The sequence below is a fragment of the Leclercia sp. 29361 genome (assembly GCF_011290365.1).
GTDB lineage: Bacteria > Pseudomonadota > Gammaproteobacteria > Enterobacterales > Enterobacteriaceae > Enterobacter > Enterobacter tamurae.
Genome location: NZ_CP049786.1, coordinates 1,890,068 through 1,908,853, shown reverse-complemented (window position 1 = coordinate 1,908,853; position 18,786 = coordinate 1,890,068). Strand labels below are relative to the sequence as shown.

The 18,786-nt window shown below is 55.4% G+C and carries 17 protein-coding genes; 15 read left to right on the top strand and 2 right to left on the bottom strand.

The genetic code is table 11. The features are described from left to right. The first annotated feature begins 113 nt into the window (after nt 1-113). Genes G7090_RS09005 through G7090_RS08995 form a run of 3 tightly spaced genes read left to right on the top strand, consistent with a single transcriptional unit; the run spans nt 114 to nt 4,108 of the window. A complete protein-coding gene (locus G7090_RS09005; RefSeq protein ID WP_166182174.1) occupies nt 114-2,699 on the top strand; it encodes an exonuclease in 2,586 nt (861 codons plus the stop codon). Nucleotides 2,700-2,751: 52 nt separating this feature from the next. After that, complete coding sequence (locus G7090_RS09000; protein WP_059359847.1) at nt 2,752-2,997, top strand: excisionase; 246 nt, start codon at nt 2,752-2,754, stop codon at nt 2,995-2,997. Further along, on the top strand, nt 2,978-4,108 hold the full coding sequence (locus tag G7090_RS08995; protein WP_166182173.1) for a phage integrase Arm DNA-binding domain-containing protein: 1,131 nt from the start codon (nt 2,978-2,980) through the stop codon (nt 4,106-4,108). The genes G7090_RS09000 and G7090_RS08995 overlap by 20 nt, the downstream gene beginning before the upstream one ends. Nucleotides 4,109-4,225: 117 nt before the next feature. Here the strand turns inward: G7090_RS08995 and icd are convergent, their stop codons facing one another. After that, a complete protein-coding gene (gene icd / locus G7090_RS08990; RefSeq protein ID WP_166182172.1) occupies nt 4,226-5,476 on the bottom strand; it encodes an NADP-dependent isocitrate dehydrogenase in 1,251 nt (416 codons plus the stop codon). Between the two features lie 117 nt (nt 5,477-5,593). Between icd and rluE the strand changes: the two genes are divergently transcribed. From rluE to G7090_RS08950, 8 genes are all read left to right on the top strand, one after another. Beyond that, nucleotides 5,594-6,265: a 23S rRNA pseudouridine(2457) synthase RluE gene (rluE, locus tag G7090_RS08985; RefSeq protein WP_106992775.1), complete on the top strand. Its 672-nt coding sequence runs from the start codon at nt 5,594-5,596 to the stop codon at nt 6,263-6,265. Then, nucleotides 6,258-6,731: an NUDIX hydrolase gene (locus G7090_RS08980; RefSeq protein ID WP_166182171.1), complete on the top strand. Its 474-nt coding sequence runs from the start codon at nt 6,258-6,260 to the stop codon at nt 6,729-6,731. Before rluE ends, G7090_RS08980 begins: the two co-directional genes overlap by 8 nt. Before the next feature lie 41 nt (nt 6,732-6,772). After that, nucleotides 6,773-7,882, top strand: a complete 1,110-nt coding sequence (mnmA, locus tag G7090_RS08975) for a tRNA 2-thiouridine(34) synthase MnmA (RefSeq protein ID WP_166182170.1) — start codon at nt 6,773-6,775, stop codon at nt 7,880-7,882. Nucleotides 7,883-7,909: 27 nt separating this feature from the next. Further along, nucleotides 7,910-8,539: a high frequency lysogenization protein HflD gene (gene hflD / locus G7090_RS08970; protein WP_106992772.1), complete on the top strand. Its 630-nt coding sequence runs from the start codon at nt 7,910-7,912 to the stop codon at nt 8,537-8,539. Between the two features lie 19 nt (nt 8,540-8,558). Further along, nucleotides 8,559-9,929, top strand: coding sequence for an adenylosuccinate lyase (purB, locus tag G7090_RS08965; RefSeq protein WP_166182169.1), 1,371 nt, complete (start codon nt 8,559-8,561; stop codon nt 9,927-9,929). A gap of 124 nt (nt 9,930-10,053) precedes the next feature. After that, a complete protein-coding gene (phoP, locus tag G7090_RS08960; protein ID WP_032617646.1) occupies nt 10,054-10,725 on the top strand; it encodes a two-component system response regulator PhoP in 672 nt (223 codons plus the stop codon). Further along, the gene (phoQ, locus tag G7090_RS08955; protein WP_106992770.1) at nt 10,726-12,201 is read left to right on the top strand and encodes a two-component system sensor histidine kinase PhoQ; all 1,476 of its coding nucleotides are present in this window, start codon (nt 10,726-10,728) and stop codon (nt 12,199-12,201) included. 76 nt (nt 12,202-12,277) lie between these two features. Beyond that, complete coding sequence (locus G7090_RS08950; protein ID WP_166182168.1) at nt 12,278-13,399, top strand: cupin domain-containing protein; 1,122 nt, start codon at nt 12,278-12,280, stop codon at nt 13,397-13,399. 93 nt (nt 13,400-13,492) lie between these two features. On the opposite strand, the gene pepT is transcribed toward G7090_RS08950, so the two are convergent. After that, the gene (pepT, locus tag G7090_RS08945) at nt 13,493-14,719 is read right to left on the bottom strand and encodes a peptidase T (protein WP_166182167.1); all 1,227 of its coding nucleotides are present in this window, start codon (nt 14,717-14,719) and stop codon (nt 13,493-13,495) included. A gap of 248 nt (nt 14,720-14,967) precedes the next feature. On the opposite strand from pepT, the gene potA reads away from it, so the two are divergent. Genes potA through potD form a run of 4 tightly spaced genes read left to right on the top strand, consistent with a single transcriptional unit; the run spans nt 14,968 to nt 18,776 of the window. Beyond that, nucleotides 14,968-16,104 carry a spermidine/putrescine ABC transporter ATP-binding protein PotA gene (gene potA / locus G7090_RS08940; RefSeq protein ID WP_166182166.1) on the top strand — a complete coding sequence of 379 codons (1,137 nt, stop codon included), beginning with the start codon at nt 14,968-14,970 and terminating at the stop codon, nt 16,102-16,104. After that, nucleotides 16,088-16,945: a spermidine/putrescine ABC transporter permease PotB gene (gene potB / locus G7090_RS08935; protein WP_166182165.1), complete on the top strand. Its 858-nt coding sequence runs from the start codon at nt 16,088-16,090 to the stop codon at nt 16,943-16,945. The genes potA and potB overlap by 17 nt, the downstream gene beginning before the upstream one ends. Further along, complete coding sequence (gene potC, locus G7090_RS08930; protein WP_106992765.1) at nt 16,942-17,730, top strand: spermidine/putrescine ABC transporter permease PotC; 789 nt, start codon at nt 16,942-16,944, stop codon at nt 17,728-17,730. The genes potB and potC overlap by 4 nt, the downstream gene beginning before the upstream one ends. Next, nucleotides 17,730-18,776 (top strand): spermidine/putrescine ABC transporter substrate-binding protein PotD, encoded by a 1,047-nt coding sequence (gene potD, locus G7090_RS08925; RefSeq protein WP_166182164.1) that lies wholly within the window; start codon nt 17,730-17,732, stop codon nt 18,774-18,776. The genes potC and potD overlap by 1 nt, the downstream gene beginning before the upstream one ends. Nucleotides 18,777-18,786: the final 10 nt, after the last annotated feature.

Here is an 18,786-nt window from a genome sequence, read left to right as displayed (position 1 = left end):
TCAGTACCCGGTCAGCCGACCAAAGCTTTCCGGAATCGAGTTTTGACCAATGACCACTACCTAAGCAGCGCTCATTAGCTGTTGGGTATCTTACACCCAAACGAGGCTCCACCATGGAATTTTTTTATCATATTAAGGCGACTCAGAAATCCGGCAAACCTGACGGTGTTATCTGGTTCAGTGCCAATACGGCGTCACGCGCTGCGCTGCAGCTGGACGTCGCGCTGGAAGATGTAGGTATCGAAACTGGCCGCGGTAAGGACTACGCCAAGCCTGTTCGTACCGACATGCCTGTTGTTGACGATCTACCTGAAGAAGGCGTGATTGATTACACCTGGTGCAAATGCTACGAACTGGCTGACGACCAGCGAACCTGGAATGTGATTGCCGGCACTGCGCAGCAACCTCATCCAGACGGAAAAGTTGTTGAGGGTACCGACACCACTATCGTCGATAGCGTGGATATCGAAACTGGCGAAAGCATTGTTGATGCAGATGGTACCGAAACGGTTTGTGATGCGGTAAGAGAGTTCCGCGAGCGCAAACTTCCGGTATTGACGACCGTCGCCACCCTGCCTTTCCGTCAGCGTCTTCTGGCGCAGTTCATCGCGGACAAACATTATCTCTACCACGTCGACGAAGAGCAGAAGAAGGCCATACTGGAGCTTGAGCTGGATGTGGACAACAGCTACGTGCAGAACCTTATTCTGGCCGCCGAAAATGTTGAGGGCTTCAAGAAAGCACATGAGCCCGACATCTGGAAAGTGGTCAGTGCTCTGAAAACCATCTTCCCAGTTGATGGAAAACGCACAGAGCTGTCTGTCGTCATCCAGTTCTTCAAAGCGTGGTTCAACACCGGACACATTGACCGCGGGATCCTGACGCGAGAGTGGGCCGCCGGCAATCGCATTAACCTCGTGCAGCGCACTGACTCAGGGACCAATGCTGATGGTGGATACGTAACCGACCGCGGCACTGACACACAACATACCCTGGACACCCTTGATCTGGAAATCGCCTGCGCCCTGCTGCCGATGGACTTCAACCATCGTGAAATCCCGGGCAGCATTGCGCGCCGCGCCAAAGAGATTATCGCGAACAAAGAAGAGCCGTGGAAATCGTGGAGCAAGATCCTGCGCAACCAGCCTGGCGTTCTGGCAGTGAACCGCGCGGCGATCTTCAACCTGGTGCGCATCGCGCCGGAGGATATCCACCTGAACCCGGTTGCGCATCTGGAGTTCGTTAACCAGACGATGACAGCTGAATTCAATGCTGCAACTGAGTTGCTGCCGCTGCCTGCGCCAGCTGCTGAACCTGAGGTGCCAGCAGCACAGCCGGGCGGCGGCGGAAAAACCGATCGCAACCCTAACTACAAACCCGACTTTGACGGGCTCGATACTGAGATTGCGTTGGCAACGCTGTCAGCAGATTTCAATATTTACGACATTCCAAGTGATGTTTTCCGCCAGGCGAAGGCTATCGTCGCTGCGAATGACAGTCCGTTTAAAGAATGGTCTGAAGCTTTGCGCGCAACGCCCGGTATTCTGGATTACTCCCGCGCTGCAATTTTTGCGCTGATCCGTAGCGCTTTTAAAGGGATTCATTTCGAGCCTAAGCATATTCGCGGACACATCCACGCAAACCTGACCGAAACCGACCACGAGAATCCTACAGCGGAAGTGCTGGCGGCGGCTCGCCACACCCCAGAGGTTAGCTGGGAAAAAGAAATTAACGAGAAGATTGAAGCGGAAAAAGCAGAGTTAGCCAGTCAGCCGCAGGTCGCGAACCTCGGCGGCGGCATGTTCTCCATCGAAGGCCTGATGAACGAAAAACAAACAGAAAATGATGACCGTTCACCGGTTAATGAGGAGACCACCAGCGATGTGCAGATGGAAGAGACTAACCCGGCGGAAGGAGAAAATAGTGATGCGGTTTCACCAGACGAAGGCGCTGATGCAGCTGCTGCGCAAACAGATGCCGTAGCGGGAACCATCTGCACTGGCTGTGGTACCGAAGGTGGCGGCGGTTGCCCTGACTGTGGTGCCGTGGCTGGCGATGCAACCTATGCGGTAATGGAGGGGGGCCTGAAAGAGGAACTGGAGGCACTGGGGGCAGATACCTCAAAATCGGAAACCATGTTCACGCACCTGATGGTGGATCTCGAGACAATGGGTAAAAAACCAGGCGCGCCGATCGTTTCTGTGGGAGCAGTATTCTTTGACCCGGCCAGCGGGAAAACCGGTGCTGAATACTATCAGGTGATTAGCTTGGAATCGTCGATGTCATTCGGGGCCAGGCCAGATGCCAGCACCATCCTCTGGTGGTTGAAGCAATCGCCGGAAGCACGATCTGCAATCGTGGTGGATGATACGGTCGGCCTGGTGGAAGCGTTGGAGCATTTCCTCGACTTCATTGCTGAAAACGCAGCTAACGGCTCGAAGAATGTGCAGCTCTGGGGGAATGGTAGCTCTTTCGATTGCTCACTTCTGGAAGCAGCTTTCGAACTGGCCGACACTCCCTTCCCGATCCCGCACTGGAACTATCGGGATGTTCGTACTGTTGTCGAACTGGGCAAAGCTGTTGGGCTGAACTCGCGCTACGACATCCCTTTTGAAGGCGATCAGCATAATGCCCTGGCCGACGCCCGCCACCAGGTCAAATACGTATCAGCTATCTGGCAGCGCCTGACAGCAATCTGATTTCAGTTTTTCAGCCAATGGCCCGTTTCTGGGCCATTATGAGGTAAAGCATATGATCCAGATGTTAACTCTTGAAGAATGGGCCGCTGAAAAATACAGAAGCAACCCTCCAAGCGTGTCGACACTTCGACGATATGCAAAACAGAATCAGTTTTCTCCACCAGCAATGAAGCAGGGCCGCTTATGGCGTGTTCGTGAAGATGCTGAACTGGTAGGTGAACTGACCGCGCCGGTAGTTAAGAAGAACGATTCCATATTGCTACAAAGGATTTTGAACGATGGCTGCCAGACCACGTAAAAACAATGTATCTGTTCCGAACCTTTACCCCCTCTACAGCAGGAAGGTGAATAAAGTTTACTGGCGTTATAAACATCCAATTACTGGCAAATTCCATGCGTTAGGCACTGATGAGGCCGAAGCTGTAGCGATCGCCACGGAAGCAAACAAGCGCCTGGCAGAACAGAGAACCCGGCAAATTCTGGCGATCAGCGACAGGATCGCCACCAGTAAAGGTAAGGCGATCACGGTATCAACATGGCTCGACCGATACTGGAAAATTCAGGAAGAGCGTCTGGCTACTGGCGATATCAAGCTGAACACGTTCAAACAGAAAAACAAACCGGTTTCGTTATTGCGAGAGCGTGTCGGAATGAAGTTACTGCCATCAGTGGATGTTCGCGATATTGCCCAGCTGCTCGATGAGTACGTCGCTGCCGGCCAGCCGAGAATGGCTCAGGTAGTGCGAACGGTGCTGGTTGATATTTTCAAAGAGGCTCAGCATGCGGGTGAAGTTCCTCCAGGTTACGATCCTGCCTCAGCGACCAAAAAACCCCGCAGAAAAATCACTCGCCAGCGCCTTAGCCTGGAGGAATGGCAGAGGATTTTCGATATTGCAGACAGTAATCATCAATATATGGGGAATGCAATGCTGCTGGCATTGGTGACGGGCCAGCGCCTCGGTGATATTTCCAATATGAAGTTTAGCGATGTCTGGGATGATCACCTGCACGTGCTGCAGGAAAAGACAGGGAGCAAAATTGCCATCCCTCTATCGCTTCGCCTTAACGCAATAAACTGGAGTTTGCGGGATATAATTTCTCGTTGCAGGGATTATGCTGTCAGCCCTTATCTGGTTCATTTTTTCAGAGCCACCTCTCAAGCGGAACGTGGCTCGCAGGTTAGATCCAATACGCTGACAACAAATTTCAGCAAGGCCCGTGATAAAGCTGAGATACCACTGGAAGAAGGCAAGACGCCGTCTACTTTTCACGAGCAGCGTTCTTTAGCGGAAAGGTTATATAAAGCGCAGGGTGTGAACACGAAAGAGCTTCTTGGACATAGGTCCCAGCAGCAGACTGATGGCTATCATGATGACCGTGGGAAGGACTGGACGACAATCGCGATATAGGATTTTGGGGTGGGGTTTTGATAACTTGTTTTGATAAACTTTTGATAACCGTTCAAAAACTAATAATAAAAAACGGGAACCAACAAGCTCCCGTTTGCATACAACCCAGATTCTGGATTACATGTTTTCGATGATCGCGTCACCAAACTCTGAACATTTCAGCAGTTTAGCGCCTTCCATCAGACGTTCGAAATCGTAAGTTACGGTTTTGGCGTTAATCGCGCCTTCCATACCTTTAACGATCAGGTCTGCGGCTTCGAACCATTCCATGTGACGCAGCATCATTTCTGCGGACAGGATGATGGAACCTGGGTTCACTTTATCCTGACCAGCGTACTTAGGCGCTGTACCGTGAGTCGCTTCGAACAGGGCGCACTCGTCACCGATGTTCGCGCCTGGTGCGATACCGATACCGCCAACCTGCGCCGCCAGGGCGTCGGAGATGTAGTCACCGTTCAGGTTCATACAGGCGATAACGTCGTACTCAGCCGGACGCAGCAGGATCTGCTGCAGGAACGCATCGGCGATCACATCTTTAATGATGATCTCTTTGCCGGTGTTCGGGTTCTTGATCTTCTGCCACGGGCCGCCGTCGATCAGCTCACCACCGAACTCTTCCGCCGCCAACTGGTAACCCCAGTCTTTGAACGCGCCTTCGGTGAACTTCATGATGTTGCCTTTGTGAACGATAGTCACAGAGTCACGGTCGTTGGTGATCGCGTATTCAATCGCTGCACGAACCAGGCGCTTGGTGCCGTCTTCGGAGCATGGCTTGATACCAATACCGCAATGTTCAGGGAAGCGAATTTTCTTCACGCCCATCTCATCGCGCAGGAATTTGATCACTTTCTCTGCGTCGGCAGAGTCAGCTTTCCACTCGATGCCCGCGTAGATATCTTCGGAGTTCTCACGGAAGATAACCATGTCGGTCAGCTCAGGGTGTTTAACCGGGCTTGGGGTGCCCTGGTAGTAACGCACCGGGCGCAGGCAGACGTACAGGTCGAGTTCCTGACGCAGAGCAACGTTCAGGGAGCGAATACCGCCACCGACTGGCGTGGTCAGTGGGCCTTTGATGGCAACGCGGTAGTCACGGATCAGATCCAGCGTCTCAGCTGGCAGCCAGACATCCTGGCCGTAAACGTGGGTAGATTTTTCACCGGTGTAAATTTCCATCCAGGAAATTTTACGCTCGCCTTTATAGGCTTTCTCAACAGCGGCATCCACCACTTTCAGCATTGCTGGGGTTACGTCAACACCGATACCGTCACCTTCGATGAACGGGATAATCGGATTGTGTGGGACGTTCAGCTTGCCGTCTTGCAGGGTGATCTTTTTACCTTCCGCCGGAACTACTACTTTGCTTTCCATTAACCTCTCCTTCGGGCGCTTCTGGTTGTTACTGATCTTATGTTAATAATTTGTAATGAGCCCTTCGATAGTACCTGAATGTCTGGCGCCATGAAAGGCATTCGTTATTAGGCTATAATGCGGCAATTGATAACGTCTGAAAATACCATGCAGAAAACTTCTTTTAGAAATCACCGGGTTGAACGATTCAGCACACGACAAGCCGCCAGGCCGCGCAAACCGCGCGAGGCGACACGCGTCATAGTGTTCAATAAACCCTACGATGTGCTGCCGCAGTTTACCGACGAAGCCGGGCGCACTACGTTGAAGGATTACATCCCCATTCAGGGGGTTTATGCCGCGGGCCGACTCGATCGCGACAGCGAAGGGCTGATGGTGCTCACCAACGACGGCGAGCTGCAGGCCAGGCTCACCCAGCCCGGGAAACGCACCGGCAAAATCTACTACGTGCAGGTTGAGGGCATTCCGGATGACGACGCGCTAGCCGCATTGCGTAACGGCGTCACGCTGAATGACGGCCCTACCCTGCCCGCGGGCATTGAGCTGGTGAGCGAGCCTGAGTGGCTCTGGCCGCGCAATCCCCCCATCCGTGAACGCAAATCGATTCCCGTTTCGTGGATAAAAGTCACCCTGTATGAAGGCCGCAACCGCCAGGTGCGTCGCATGACGGCCCATGTCGGGCATCCGACATTACGTCTGATTCGCTACGCGATGGGCAGTTACACGCTGGATAGCCTCGCCAACGGTGAGTGGCGGGACGTTACCGAACAAGGAGAACATCATGTTTAAGCCGCACGTCACGGTGGCCACGATTGTCCACGCCGAGGGCAAATTTTTAGTGGTGGAAGAGACCATCAAGGGCAAAGCGCTGTGGAACCAGCCTGCGGGCCACCTTGAAGCCGACGAGACGCTGGTTCAGGCCGCGCGTCGTGAACTGTGGGAAGAGACCGGCATTCATGCCGAACCGCAGCACTTCATCCGCTTACATCAGTGGATCGCCCCGGATAAGACCCCATTTTTGCGCTTCCTGTTTGCCATCGAGCTTAGCGAAATGTGCGCCACTGAGCCGCACGACAGCGATATCGATCGCTGCCTGTGGGTGGATGCCGACACGATCCTGACCGCCACCAATCTGCGTTCGCCGCTGGTTGCGGAGAGTATTCGCAGCTACCTCACCGGCAATCGTCTGCCGCTGGAGACGATTGGCGAATTTAACTGGCCGTTTACAGAGGGTGTCAATGCCGGGGGCGCGTGATAGAATACGCCGCCTTGAAGTTCAATGTCGTGAGTATTCCAATGTCTGAAAGCCAAAAAAAAGTGATCGTCGGCATGTCCGGCGGCGTCGATTCTTCCGTCTCTGCCTGGCTGTTGCTGAAACAGGGCTATAAGGTTGAAGGCCTGTTCATGAAGAACTGGGAAGAGGACGATGGCGAGGAATACTGTACCGCGGCTGAAGATCTGGCTGATGCGCAGGCGGTCTGCGACAAGCTCGGCATTGAACTGCACACCGTCAACTTTGCGGCAGAGTACTGGGATAACGTGTTCGAGCATTTCCTGGCTGAATACAAAGCCGGCCGCACGCCGAACCCGGACATCCTCTGCAACAAAGAGATCAAATTCAAAGCCTTCCTCGAATTCGCCGCTGAAGATCTGGGCGCTGACTACATCGCGACCGGCCACTACGTGCGCCGCGCCGATGTCGACGGCAAAAGCCAGCTGCTGCGCGGTCTCGACGGCAACAAAGATCAGAGCTACTTCCTCTATACCCTCGGCCACGAACAGATTGCCCAAAGCCTGTTCCCGGTGGGCGAGCTGGAAAAACCGGAAGTGCGTAAAATCGCTGAAGAGCTGGATCTGATCACCGCCAAGAAAAAAGACTCTACCGGTATCTGCTTTATCGGTGAGCGTAAATTCCGTGAATTCCTCGGCCGCTATCTGCCTGCCCAGCCGGGCAAAATCGTCAACGTGGATGGCGACGTGATTGGCGAGCACCAGGGATTGATGTACCACACGTTAGGCCAGCGCAAAGGGCTGGGGATCGGCGGCACCAAAGAGGGTAGCGAAGATCCGTGGTACGTCGTCGATAAAGACGTAGAAAATAACATTCTGATTGTGGCCCAGGGCCATGACCATCCGCGTCTGATGTCCATCGGCCTGATTGCTCAACAGCTGCACTGGGTCGATCGCCAGCCGCTGAAAGGCACGCTGCGCTGCACGGTGAAAACCCGTTATCGTCAGACCGATATTCCCTGCACTATTACCGCGCTGGACGACGACCGCATTGACGTGCGTTTTGACGAGCCGGTTTCTGCCGTAACCCCGGGCCAGTCTGCCGTCTTCTACAGCGGTGATATCTGCCTCGGCGGCGGTATTATCGAACAACGCCTGCCGCTGACTGCGGTTTAATGCGATTACACACAGAAAGGAGCCAGTGTGGCGAAGAACTTTTATGACATCACCCTGGCGCTGGCGGGAATTTGCCAGTCTGCCCGTCTGGTGCAACAGCTGGCGCATCAGGGTCATTGCGATGCTGACGCGCTGCACGTTTCGCTCAACAGCGTCGTGGATCTGAACCCCAGTTCAACTCTCGGCGTCTTTGGTGGTAGCGAAGCGAATCTTCGCCTCGGTCTGGAAACCTTACTCGGTGTGTTAAATGCCAGCAACCGTCAGGGGCTGAATGCGGAACTGACGCGTTACACCCTCAGCATGATGGTGCTGGAGCGCAAACTGAACGCTGCCAAAGGGGCGATGGATACCCTGGGCGATCGCATTGCAGGTCTTCAGCGTCAGCTCGATCATTTTGATTTGCAGTCAGAAACGTTACTTAGCGCCATGGCCGGTATTTATGTGGATGTTATCAGTCCACTGGGGCCGCGGATCCAGGTCACCGGATCCCCTGCCGTCCTGCAAAGCCCGCAGGTACAGGCCAAAGTGCGTGCCTCGCTGCTGGCCGGTATTCGTGCCGCAGTGCTGTGGCAACAGGTCGGCGGTGGCCGCCTGCAGTTAATGTTTTATCGTAATCGCCTGACGACTCAGGCAAAACAAATTCTTGCTCATTGTTAACCTCCCGGAGTTGCGAACTATGGAATTATCCTCACTGACCGCCGTTTCCCCTGTCGATGGACGCTACGGCGATAAAGTCAGCGCGCTGCGCGGGATCTTCAGCGAATATGGTCTGCTGAAATTCCGTGTCCAGGTTGAAGTACGCTGGCTGCAAAAGCTGGCCGCGCAGGCAGCGATCGCGGAAGTTCCTGCTTTTGACAGCCAGGCAAACGATTACCTTGATAAAATCGTTGCGGAATTCAACGAAGAAGACGCCGCGCGCATTAAAACCATCGAGCGCACCACCAACCACGACGTGAAAGCGGTTGAGTATTTCCTGAAAGAGAAAGTGGCCAGCGTTCCGGCGCTGCACGCGGTATCTGAATTTATTCACTTTGCCTGTACCTCTGAGGATATTAACAACCTCTCCCACGCGCTGATGCTCTCTACCGCGCGTGAGGAAGTGGTTCTGCCATACTGGCGCAAAATCATCGACGCGGTGAAAGCCCTGGCGGTGGAGTATCGCGATATCCCGCTGCTCTCCCGTACCCATGGTCAGCCAGCCACCCCGTCCACCATCGGCAAAGAGATGGCTAACGTCGCCTACCGTATGGAGCGTCAGTACCGCCAGCTGGAGCAGGTGGAGATCCTCGGCAAAATCAACGGTGCGGTCGGTAACTATAACGCCCACATCGTCGCCTACCCGGAAGTGGACTGGCACCAGTTCAGCGAAGAGTTTGTTACCTCTCTGGGCATCCGGTGGAATCCGTACACCACGCAGATCGAGCCGCACGACTATATCGCCGAGCTGTTTGACTGCATCGCGCGCTTCAACACCATCCTGATCGACTTCGACCGTGATGTGTGGGGCTACATCGCCCTGAACCACTTCAAGCAGAAGACCATCGCCGGTGAAATCGGTTCTTCCACCATGCCGCACAAGGTTAACCCAATCGACTTCGAAAACTCCGAAGGCAACCTGGGTCTGGCCAACGCTATGCTGCAACACATGGCCAGCAAACTGCCGGTATCACGCTGGCAGCGCGACCTGACCGACTCAACCGTGCTGCGTAACCTCGGCGTGGGCATTGGCTATGCGCTGATTGCGTATCAGTCTACCCTGAAGGGTGTGAGCAAACTGGAAGTGAACCGCGAGCGCCTGCTCGACGAACTGGATCACAACTGGGAAGTGCTGGCGGAGCCGATCCAGACCGTGATGCGCCGCTATGGCATCGAAAAACCGTACGAAAAACTGAAAGAGCTGACCCGCGGCAAGCGCGTTGACGCCGAAGGCATGAAGCAGTTTATCGACGGACTGGAACTGCCAGAAGACGAGAAAACCCGCCTGAAAGCGATGACCCCGGCCAACTACATCGGCCGCGCCATTGCGATGGTTGATGAGCTGAAATAACGCTTTTTACCCTCTTTCCGCCCGGAAAGAGGGTTCCCTCCCCTCCGGTTTACGAAATGTTTATCCCTGTCGCAACATAATCAGCTTAAACTATTCAGACCATTCATATTAGGGAGAAGCGATGATGCGCGTACTGGTTGTTGAGGATAATGCGTTGCTACGTCATCACCTGAAGGTTCAGCTTCAGGAAATGGGGCATCAGGTGGACGATGCCGAAGATGCCAAAGAAGCCGACTACTATCTCAATGAACATCTGCCCGATATCGCCATCGTTGATCTCGGTCTGCCTGATGAAGATGGCCTGTCGCTAATCCGCCGCTGGCGCAGCCACGATGTCTCCCTGCCGGTGCTGGTCCTGACCGCCCGCGAAGGCTGGCAGGATAAGGTTGAAGTGCTGAGCGCCGGCGCGGATGACTACGTTACCAAACCGTTCCATATCGAAGAGGTCGCCGCCCGCATGCAGGCGTTGATGCGCCGCAACAGCGGTCTGGCCTCGCAGGTGATCTCCATTCCACCGTTTCAGGTGGATCTCTCCCGCCGCGAACTGGCCATCCATGATGAGGTGATTAAGCTCACCGCTTTTGAATACACCATTATGGAGACGCTGATTCGCAACAGCGGCAAAGTGGTGAGCAAAGATTCCCTGATGCTCCAGCTCTACCCCGATGCCGAGCTGCGCGAAAGCCATACCATTGATGTGCTGATGGGGCGTCTGCGTAAGAAAATTCAGGCGCAGTATCCAGAGGATGTCATTACCACCGTGCGCGGTCAGGGCTATCTGTTCGAATTACGCTAAATGAAAAAACTCTTTCGTCACTTTCTGCCATTGTCGCTGCGGTTTCGTTTTCTGCTGGCCACGGCGGTGGTGGTGCTGGTGCTCTCGCTGGCCTACGGGATGGTGGCGCTGGTGGGCTACAGCGTCAGCTTCGACAAAACCACCTTCCGTCTGCTGCGCGGGGAGAGCAATCTGTTCTATACCCTCGCAAAATGGGAAGACAATAAAATTACCATCGATATGCCGGAGCATCTGGATCGCCAGAGCCCGACCATGTCGCTGATTTACGATGAGAAAGGCAAGCTGCTGTGGGCCCAGCGCGATGTCCCCTGGCTGATAAAAACTATCCGCCCGGAGTGGTTAAAATCCAACGGTTTTCACGAGCTGGAAGCGGATGTGGACGCCACCAGCCTGCTGGTGGGTAACGACCGGAACATGCAGAAAGAGCTGGCCGAGATCCGCGAGGACGACGACGACAGCGAGCTGACCCACTCGGTGGCGGTCAATATCTACCCCGCCACCATGCAGATGCCGCAGCTGACCATTGTGGTCATCGATACCATTCCGGTGGAGTTGAAACGCTCTTATACGGTGTGGAACTGGTTCGTGTATGTGCTGGCCGCCAACCTGCTGCTGGTGATCCCCCTCCTGTGGCTGGCCGCCTGGTGGAGCCTACGCCCCATCGAGTCGCTGGCGAAAGAGGTGCGCGAGCTGGAAGAGCATCATCGCGAGAAGCTCGACCCCAACACCACACGGGAGCTTACCAGTCTGGTGCGCAACCTGAACCGGCTGCTGAAAAGCGAGCGTGAACGTTACGACAAATACCGCACCACCCTGACGGATCTGACGCACAGCCTGAAAACGCCGCTGGCGGTGATGCAAAGCACGATGCGATCCCTGCGCAGCGCGAAACTGAGCGCCGATGAGGCGGAGCCGGTAATGCTGGAGCAGATCAGCCGTATCTCCCAGCAGATCGGTTACTACCTGCACCGCGCCAGCATGCGAACCGGCAGCACCCTGCTGAGCCGGGAGCTGCACCCCGTCGCCCCGCTGCTGGACAGCCTGACCTCGGCCCTGAATAAGGTTTATCAGCGCAAGGGAGTGAACATCACCCTCGATATCTCGCCAGAAATCAGCTTCGTCGGCGAAAAGAACGACTTTATGGAAGTGATGGGCAACCTGCTCGATAACGCCTGTAAATACTGCCTGGAGTTCGTCGAAGTCTCCGCCCGCCAGGGTGAAAATGAGCTGCATATTATCGTTGAGGACGACGGCCCGGGGATCCCGCAGGGCAAACGCGACCAGGTGTTCGATCGCGGTCAGCGTGCCGACACCTTACGCCCCGGACAGGGAGTTGGCCTGTCGGTTGCGCGCGATATTGTTGAGCAGTACGACGGCCGGATCGACACCGGCGACAGTCTGCTGGGTGGCGCGCGCATGGAGGCGATTTTTGCCCGCCAGCATCTGACAAGCGACGAGAGTAAAGCGTCCGGGTGAAAAAAGCGTGATTCTCACACGCAGGCGCTGAGCTTCCGTTATAATCCGAGTCAGTAAAAGCCTGCGGAATATAAATATGGATTATCAATTAGCCCTTAACTGGCCCGACTTTATCGAACGCTACTGGCAGAAACGCCCGGTAGTTCTGAAACGCGGCATCACCAATTTCGTCGATCCGATCTCTCCCGATGAGCTGGCCGGCCTGGCCATGGAGAGCGAAGTCGACAGCCGCCTCGTCAGCCATAACGAGGGAAAATGGCAGGTCAGCCACGGCCCGTTTGAAAGCTTCGATCACCTGGGCGAGAGCAACTGGTCCCTGCTGGTGCAGGCGGTCAATCACTGGCACCAGCCCGCCGCAGCCCTGATGCAACCGTTCCGCGCCCTGCCCGACTGGCGGATGGACGATCTGATGATCTCCTTCTCCGTGCCGGGCGGCGGCGTCGGCCCGCATCTGGATCAGTACGACGTGTTTATCATTCAGGGTACCGGTCGCCGCCGCTGGCGCGTAGGTGAGAAGGTGCCGATGAAGCAGCACTGCCCGCACCCTGACCTGCTGCAGGTAGATCCTTTTGTCGGCATCATCGACGAAGAGCTGGAGCCGGGGGATATTCTCTACATCCCGCCGGGCTTCCCGCATGAGGGTTATTCCCTTGAGAACTCGATGAACTATTCGGTGGGCTTCCGTGCGCCAAGCGGTCGCGAGATGATCAGCGGATTTGCCGATTACGTTCTGCAGCGCGAGCTGGGCAGCCATCGCTTCAGCGATCCGGACGTACCAGCCCGCGAGCACCCGGCCGATATCCTGCCCGAGGAGCTGGATAAGCTGCGCGGGATGATGCTGGAGATGATCAACCAGCCGCAGCATTTCAACCAGTGGTTCGGGGAGTTTATCAGCCAGTCCCGCCACGAGCTGGACGTCTCCCTGCCGGAGCCGCCGTATCAGCCGGATGAGATTTACGATGCGCTGCAGCAGGGTGACAAGCTGGCGCGTCTGGGTGGGTTACGCGTGTTGCGCATTGGCGAAGAGGTGTATGTCAACGGCGAGCAGCTGGATTCCCCGCACCGTCCGGCGCTGGAAGCGCTTGCCAGCCATACGGTGCTGACTGCCGCGCTGTTCGGTGATGCGCTGGAAGATCCCTCCTTCCTCGCCATGCTGGCGGCACTGGTCAACAGCGGATACTGGTTCTTCGAGGACTGAGTCGTTTTATTGCCGGGCGGCACTGCGTTTGCCCGGCCTACAACGCATGCGTGACAATGCCCGGTGGCGCTTCGCTTACCGGGCTTCAAACCACTACTGCTGCTTCGCGGTGAGCTCCGCAATCCGTACGATTACCTGCACCGCTTTCTCCATTCCCTCGAGCGTCACGAACTCGTGCTTGCCGTGGTAGTTGTAGCCACCGGTAAACAGATTCGGGCACGGCAATCCCATAAATGAGAGCTGGGCGCCGTCGGTGCCGCCGCGGATCGGTTTTAGCTGCGGTTCGATACCGCAGTCGCGCATCGCCTGCTGCGCTACCTCCAGAATGTACGGATGCTCGATCACCTTTTCATGCATATTGTAATAGCTGTCTTCAATGATCAGCTCAATGTAGCAATCCGGGTGCAGCCCTTTGCCCACCTTTTTGGCGATATCCATCATTTTGCGTTTACGCGCCTCAAACCCGTCGCGGTTAAAGTCGCGGATGATGTAGTGCATGTCCGCCCGATCAACCGTCCCTTTGATGCTGGTGAGGTGATAGAAGCCCTCATAGCCCTCGGTCTTTTCCGGGCTCTCGTCTGCCGGAACCTCGGCATGAATGCGCGCCGCCAGCGACAGTGCATTCACCATCACCCCTTTCGCCGTGCCCGGGTGGACGTTGTTGCCGACGATGCGGATATTCACCGACGCCGCATTAAAGTTTTCGAACTCCAGCTCACCCACGCCACCACCGTCAACGGTATAGGCCCAGCGGGCATCGAACGCCTCAACGTCGAAATGCTTCGCCCCTTTGCCCACCTCTTCATCCGGGGTAAAGGCGACGCGGATATCCCCGTGCGGCACCTTGTTCTGCTTCAGTACCGCCAGCGCGGTCATGATCTCTGCCACCCCGGCTTTATCATCGGCCCCGAGCAGCGTTTTGCCGTCGGTGGTGATCAGCGTCTGGCCGAGCAGCTGGTGTAACACCGGGAACATCACCGGGGACAATATTTCGTCGCCCACTCCCAGCGCAATGTCGCCGCCGCGATAGTTCTCAACAATCTGCGGATTCACGTTTTTACCGCTAAAATCCGGTGAGGTATCAACATGGGAAATAAAACCAATGGCCGGAATATCGCCGCTCACACTGGCGGGGAGCGTCCCCATCACCGTCCCTTTATCACTTAACGTGACGTTGACCAGCCCCAACTCTTCCAGTTGCGTCTTTAACAGCTGTAACAGTTTCCATTGTCCTTCGGTGCTCGGTACCTGACGGACACCCGGTTTAGATTGGGTATCCAGCGATACGTACTGTAAAAAACGCTCAAGTAATTTATCCATGCAGTCACCCTCACTTTTCGTGACAACATTATCAGTAAGCATCAAAACCCAAATATTGCGTCAGGTCACTTTTATCCCGTAAACGAGAATATTTCCGTTTTTCGCCGCTTTCGATAATAAATGTAGCTTATCAATGGGTAACAAGGATTGGCGATTACAGCGTATTCCCGTAGAATGTCCGCCCTCATTACGTATCACCAAGGTGGCTAACCACAAACCCCGCTGCGATAAGCATTTGCAGCGTCGATATGGGACTGAATCAAAAATTGAATACACAACCAGCTTCACTGTCACCGTTGGTGCAACTGGCCGGAATTGGTAAAAGCTTTGACGGAAAAACCGTCATTTCCGACCTCGATTTGACTATCAACAACGGCGAATTTCTTACGCTGCTTGGCCCATCGGGCTGCGGTAAAACGACAGTGCTTCGCCTTATCGCCGGGCTGGAAAACGTCGATCACGGCCATATTCATCTTGAAGATCAGGACATCACGCAGGTTCCTGCTGAACACCGACACGTCAATACCGTCTTTCAAAGCTACGCCCTTTTCCCGCACATGACGGTTTTCGAAAACGTCGCCTTTGGCCTGCGGATGCAAAAAACCCCGGCCAGTGAGATCACGCCCCGCGTCACCGATGCCCTGCGCATGGTGCAGCTGGAGACGTTCGCCCAGCGTAAGCCGCACCAGCTGTCAGGTGGACAGCAGCAGCGCGTCGCCATCGCCCGCGCGGTGGTCAATAAGCCGCGCCTGCTGCTGCTGGATGAGTCCCTGTCCGCGCTGGATTACAAGCTGCGCAAGCAGATGCAGAACGAGTTAAAGGCGCTGCAGCGTAAGCTCGGGATCACCTTTGTGTTTGTCACCCACGATCAGGAAGAGGCTCTGACCATGTCCGATCGCATCGTGGTGATGCGCGACGGCAAAATCGAGCAGGACGGCACCCCGCGTGAAATCTACGAAGAGCCAAAAAACCTGTTTGTCGCCAGCTTTATTGGCGAAATCAATATCTTCAGTGCTACGGTTATTGAACGCCTCGATGACCAGCGGGTGTTAGCTAACGTCGAAGGTCGCGCCTGCAATATCTTCGTTAACTTTGCCGTGGAACCCGGGCAACAGCTCAACGTCCTGCTGCGCCCGGAAGATCTGCGCGTCGATGAGATCCACGACGAGACCGAAGCAGAAGGGTTGATCGGCTATATCCGCGAGCGCAACTACAAAGGGATGACGCTCGAATCGGTGGTCGAACTGGAAAACGGCAAACTGGTGATCGTCAGTGAGTTCTTTAACGAGGACGATCCTGACTTCGACCACTCGCTCAATCAGAAAATGGTCATTAACTGGGTAGAGAGCTGGGAGGTTGTGCTGGCTGATGAAGAACACAAGTAAGTTCCAGAATGTGGTGATCGCCACTATCGTCGGTTGGCTTGTGTTATTTGTCTTTTTACCCAACCTGATGATCATTGCCACCAGCTTTTTGACCCGCGACGATGTGCATTTCGTCTCGCTGGTCTTTACGCTGGATAACTATGCGCGCCTGCTCGATCCGCTCTATTTCCAGGTGCTGCTCCATTCGCTCAATATGGCGCTGATCGCCACCGTCGCCTGTCTGGTGCTCGGCTACCCTTTCGCCTGGTTTCTGGCGAAGCTGCCGTCGAAGGTGCGTCCGCTGCTGCTGTTTCTGCTGATTGTGCCCTTCTGGACCAACTCCCTGATCCGCATCTACGGCCTGAAGATTTTCCTCAGCACCAAAGGCTACCTGAACGCGTTTCTGCTCTGGATCGGGGTGATAGACACCCCGATCCGCATTATGTTTACACCCGGGGCGGTGATCGTCGGGCTGGTCTATATCCTGCTGCCGTTTATGGTCATGCCGCTCTACTCCAGCATCGAAAAGCTGGATAAACCCCTGCTGGAAGCGGCGCGAGATTTGGGTGCCAGCAAGCTGCAGACCTTTATCCGCATCATCATCCCGCTGACCATGCCGGGGATCATTGCTGGCTGTCTGCTGGTGATGCTGCCGGCGATGGGGCTGTTCTACGTCTCCGACCTGATGGGCGGCGCAAAGAACCTGCTGATCGGTAACGTCATCAAGAGCCAGTTCCTGAACATTCGCGACTGGCCGTTCGGCTCGGCGACCAGCATCACCCTGACGGTGGTGATGGGCCTGATGCTGCTGGTCTACTGGCGTGCCTCGCGCTTGCTTAACAATAAGGGTGAACTCGGATGATTGGTCGACTGCTTCGCGGCGGTTTTATGACCGCCATCTATGCGTATCTCTACATTCCGATCATTATTCTGATCGTCAATTCATTCAACAGCTCGCGCTTTGGCATCAACTGGCAGGGGTTCACCACCCAGTGGTACAGCCTGCTGATGAATAACGACAGCCTGCTACAGGCGGCGCAACACTCGCTGACGATGGCTATCTTCTCGGCCACCTTCGCCACCCTGATTGGCTCCCTGACCGCGGTGGCGCTCTACCGCTACCGTTTTCGCGGCAAGCCCTTCGTCAGCGGGATGCTGTTTGTGGTGATGATGTCCCCGGACATCGTGATGGCCATTTCGCTGCTGGTGCTGTTTATGCTGCTGGGGGTACAACTGGGCTTCTGGTCGCTGCTGTTCTCGCACATCACCTTCTGCCTGCCGTTTGTAGTGGTGACGGTCTACTCCCGTCTGAAGGGCTTTGATGTGCGGATGCTGGAAGCGGCAAAAGATCTGGGTGCCAGCGAGATGATCATCCTGCGCAAAATTATCCTGCCGCTGGCGATGCCCGCCGTGGCCGCAGGATGGCTGCTCAGCTTTACCCTGTCGATGGATGACGTGGTGGTGTCGTCGTTTGTCACCGGCCCGAGCTATGAAATTCTGCCGTTGAAGATCTATTCAATGGTGAAAGTCGGCGTCTCACCGGAGGTGAACGCGCTGGCGACCATTCTGTTGATGTTATCGCTGGTTCTGGTGATCGCCAGCCAGCTTATTGCTCGTGATAAAACAAAATCTCAGGGGACGTATTAATGAAAAAATGGTCACGCCACCTGCTCGCGGCAGGCGCTCTCGCAATGGGTATGGGCGCTGCGCACGCGGACGACAGTAAAACGCTCTACTTCTACAACTGGACCGAGTATGTGCCGCCGGGCCTGCTGGAGCAGTTCACCAAAGAGACGGGCATCAAGGTTATCTATTCCACCTACGAGTCGAATGAAACCATGTACGCCAAGCTCAAAACCTATAAAGATGGCGCCTACGATCTGGTGGTCCCGTCGACCTATTTTGTCGACAAGATGCGCAAAGAGGGAATGATCCAGAAGATCGACAAATCGAAGCTAACCAATTTTTCAAACCTCGATCCGGAGATGCTCAACAAGCCGTTTGACCCCAATAACGATTACTCTATTCCTTATATCTGGGGCGCGACGGCGATCGGGATCAATACCGAGGCAATGGATCCTAAAGCAGTGACCCGCTGGGCGGATCTGTGGAAGCCGGAATACAAAGGCGGATTACTGCTGACCGACGACGCGCGCGAAGTGTTCCAGGTGGCGCTGCGTAAGCTGGGCTACTCCGGCAACACTACCGATCCGAAAGAGATTGAAGCGGCGTATCACGAGCTGCAAAAGCTGATGCCAAACGTTGCGGCGTTCAACTCCGATAACCCGGCTAACCCGTATATGGAAGGGGAAGTCAACGTGGGGATGGTGTGGAACGGTTCGGCGTACGTGGCGCGCCAGGCCGGCACGCCGCTGGAAGTGGTGTGGCCTGAAGAGGGCGGGATCTTCTGGATGGACAGCCTGTCGATTCCGGCCAATGCCAAAAATGTGGAGGGTGCAATGCAGCTGATTAACTTCCTGCTGCGCCCGGATGTGGCTAAACAGGTGGCGGAAACCATCGGCTATCCGACGCCAAATCTGGCCGCCCGCAAACTGCTGAGCCCGGAGGTAGCGAACGACAAGTCGCTCTACCCGGATGCGGCAACCGTCAGCAAAGGCGAGTGGCAGAACGACGTGGGCGACGCCAGCCGCCTGTATGAAGAGTATTACCAGAAGTTGAAGGCGGGTCGTTAAGTCCGGCAAC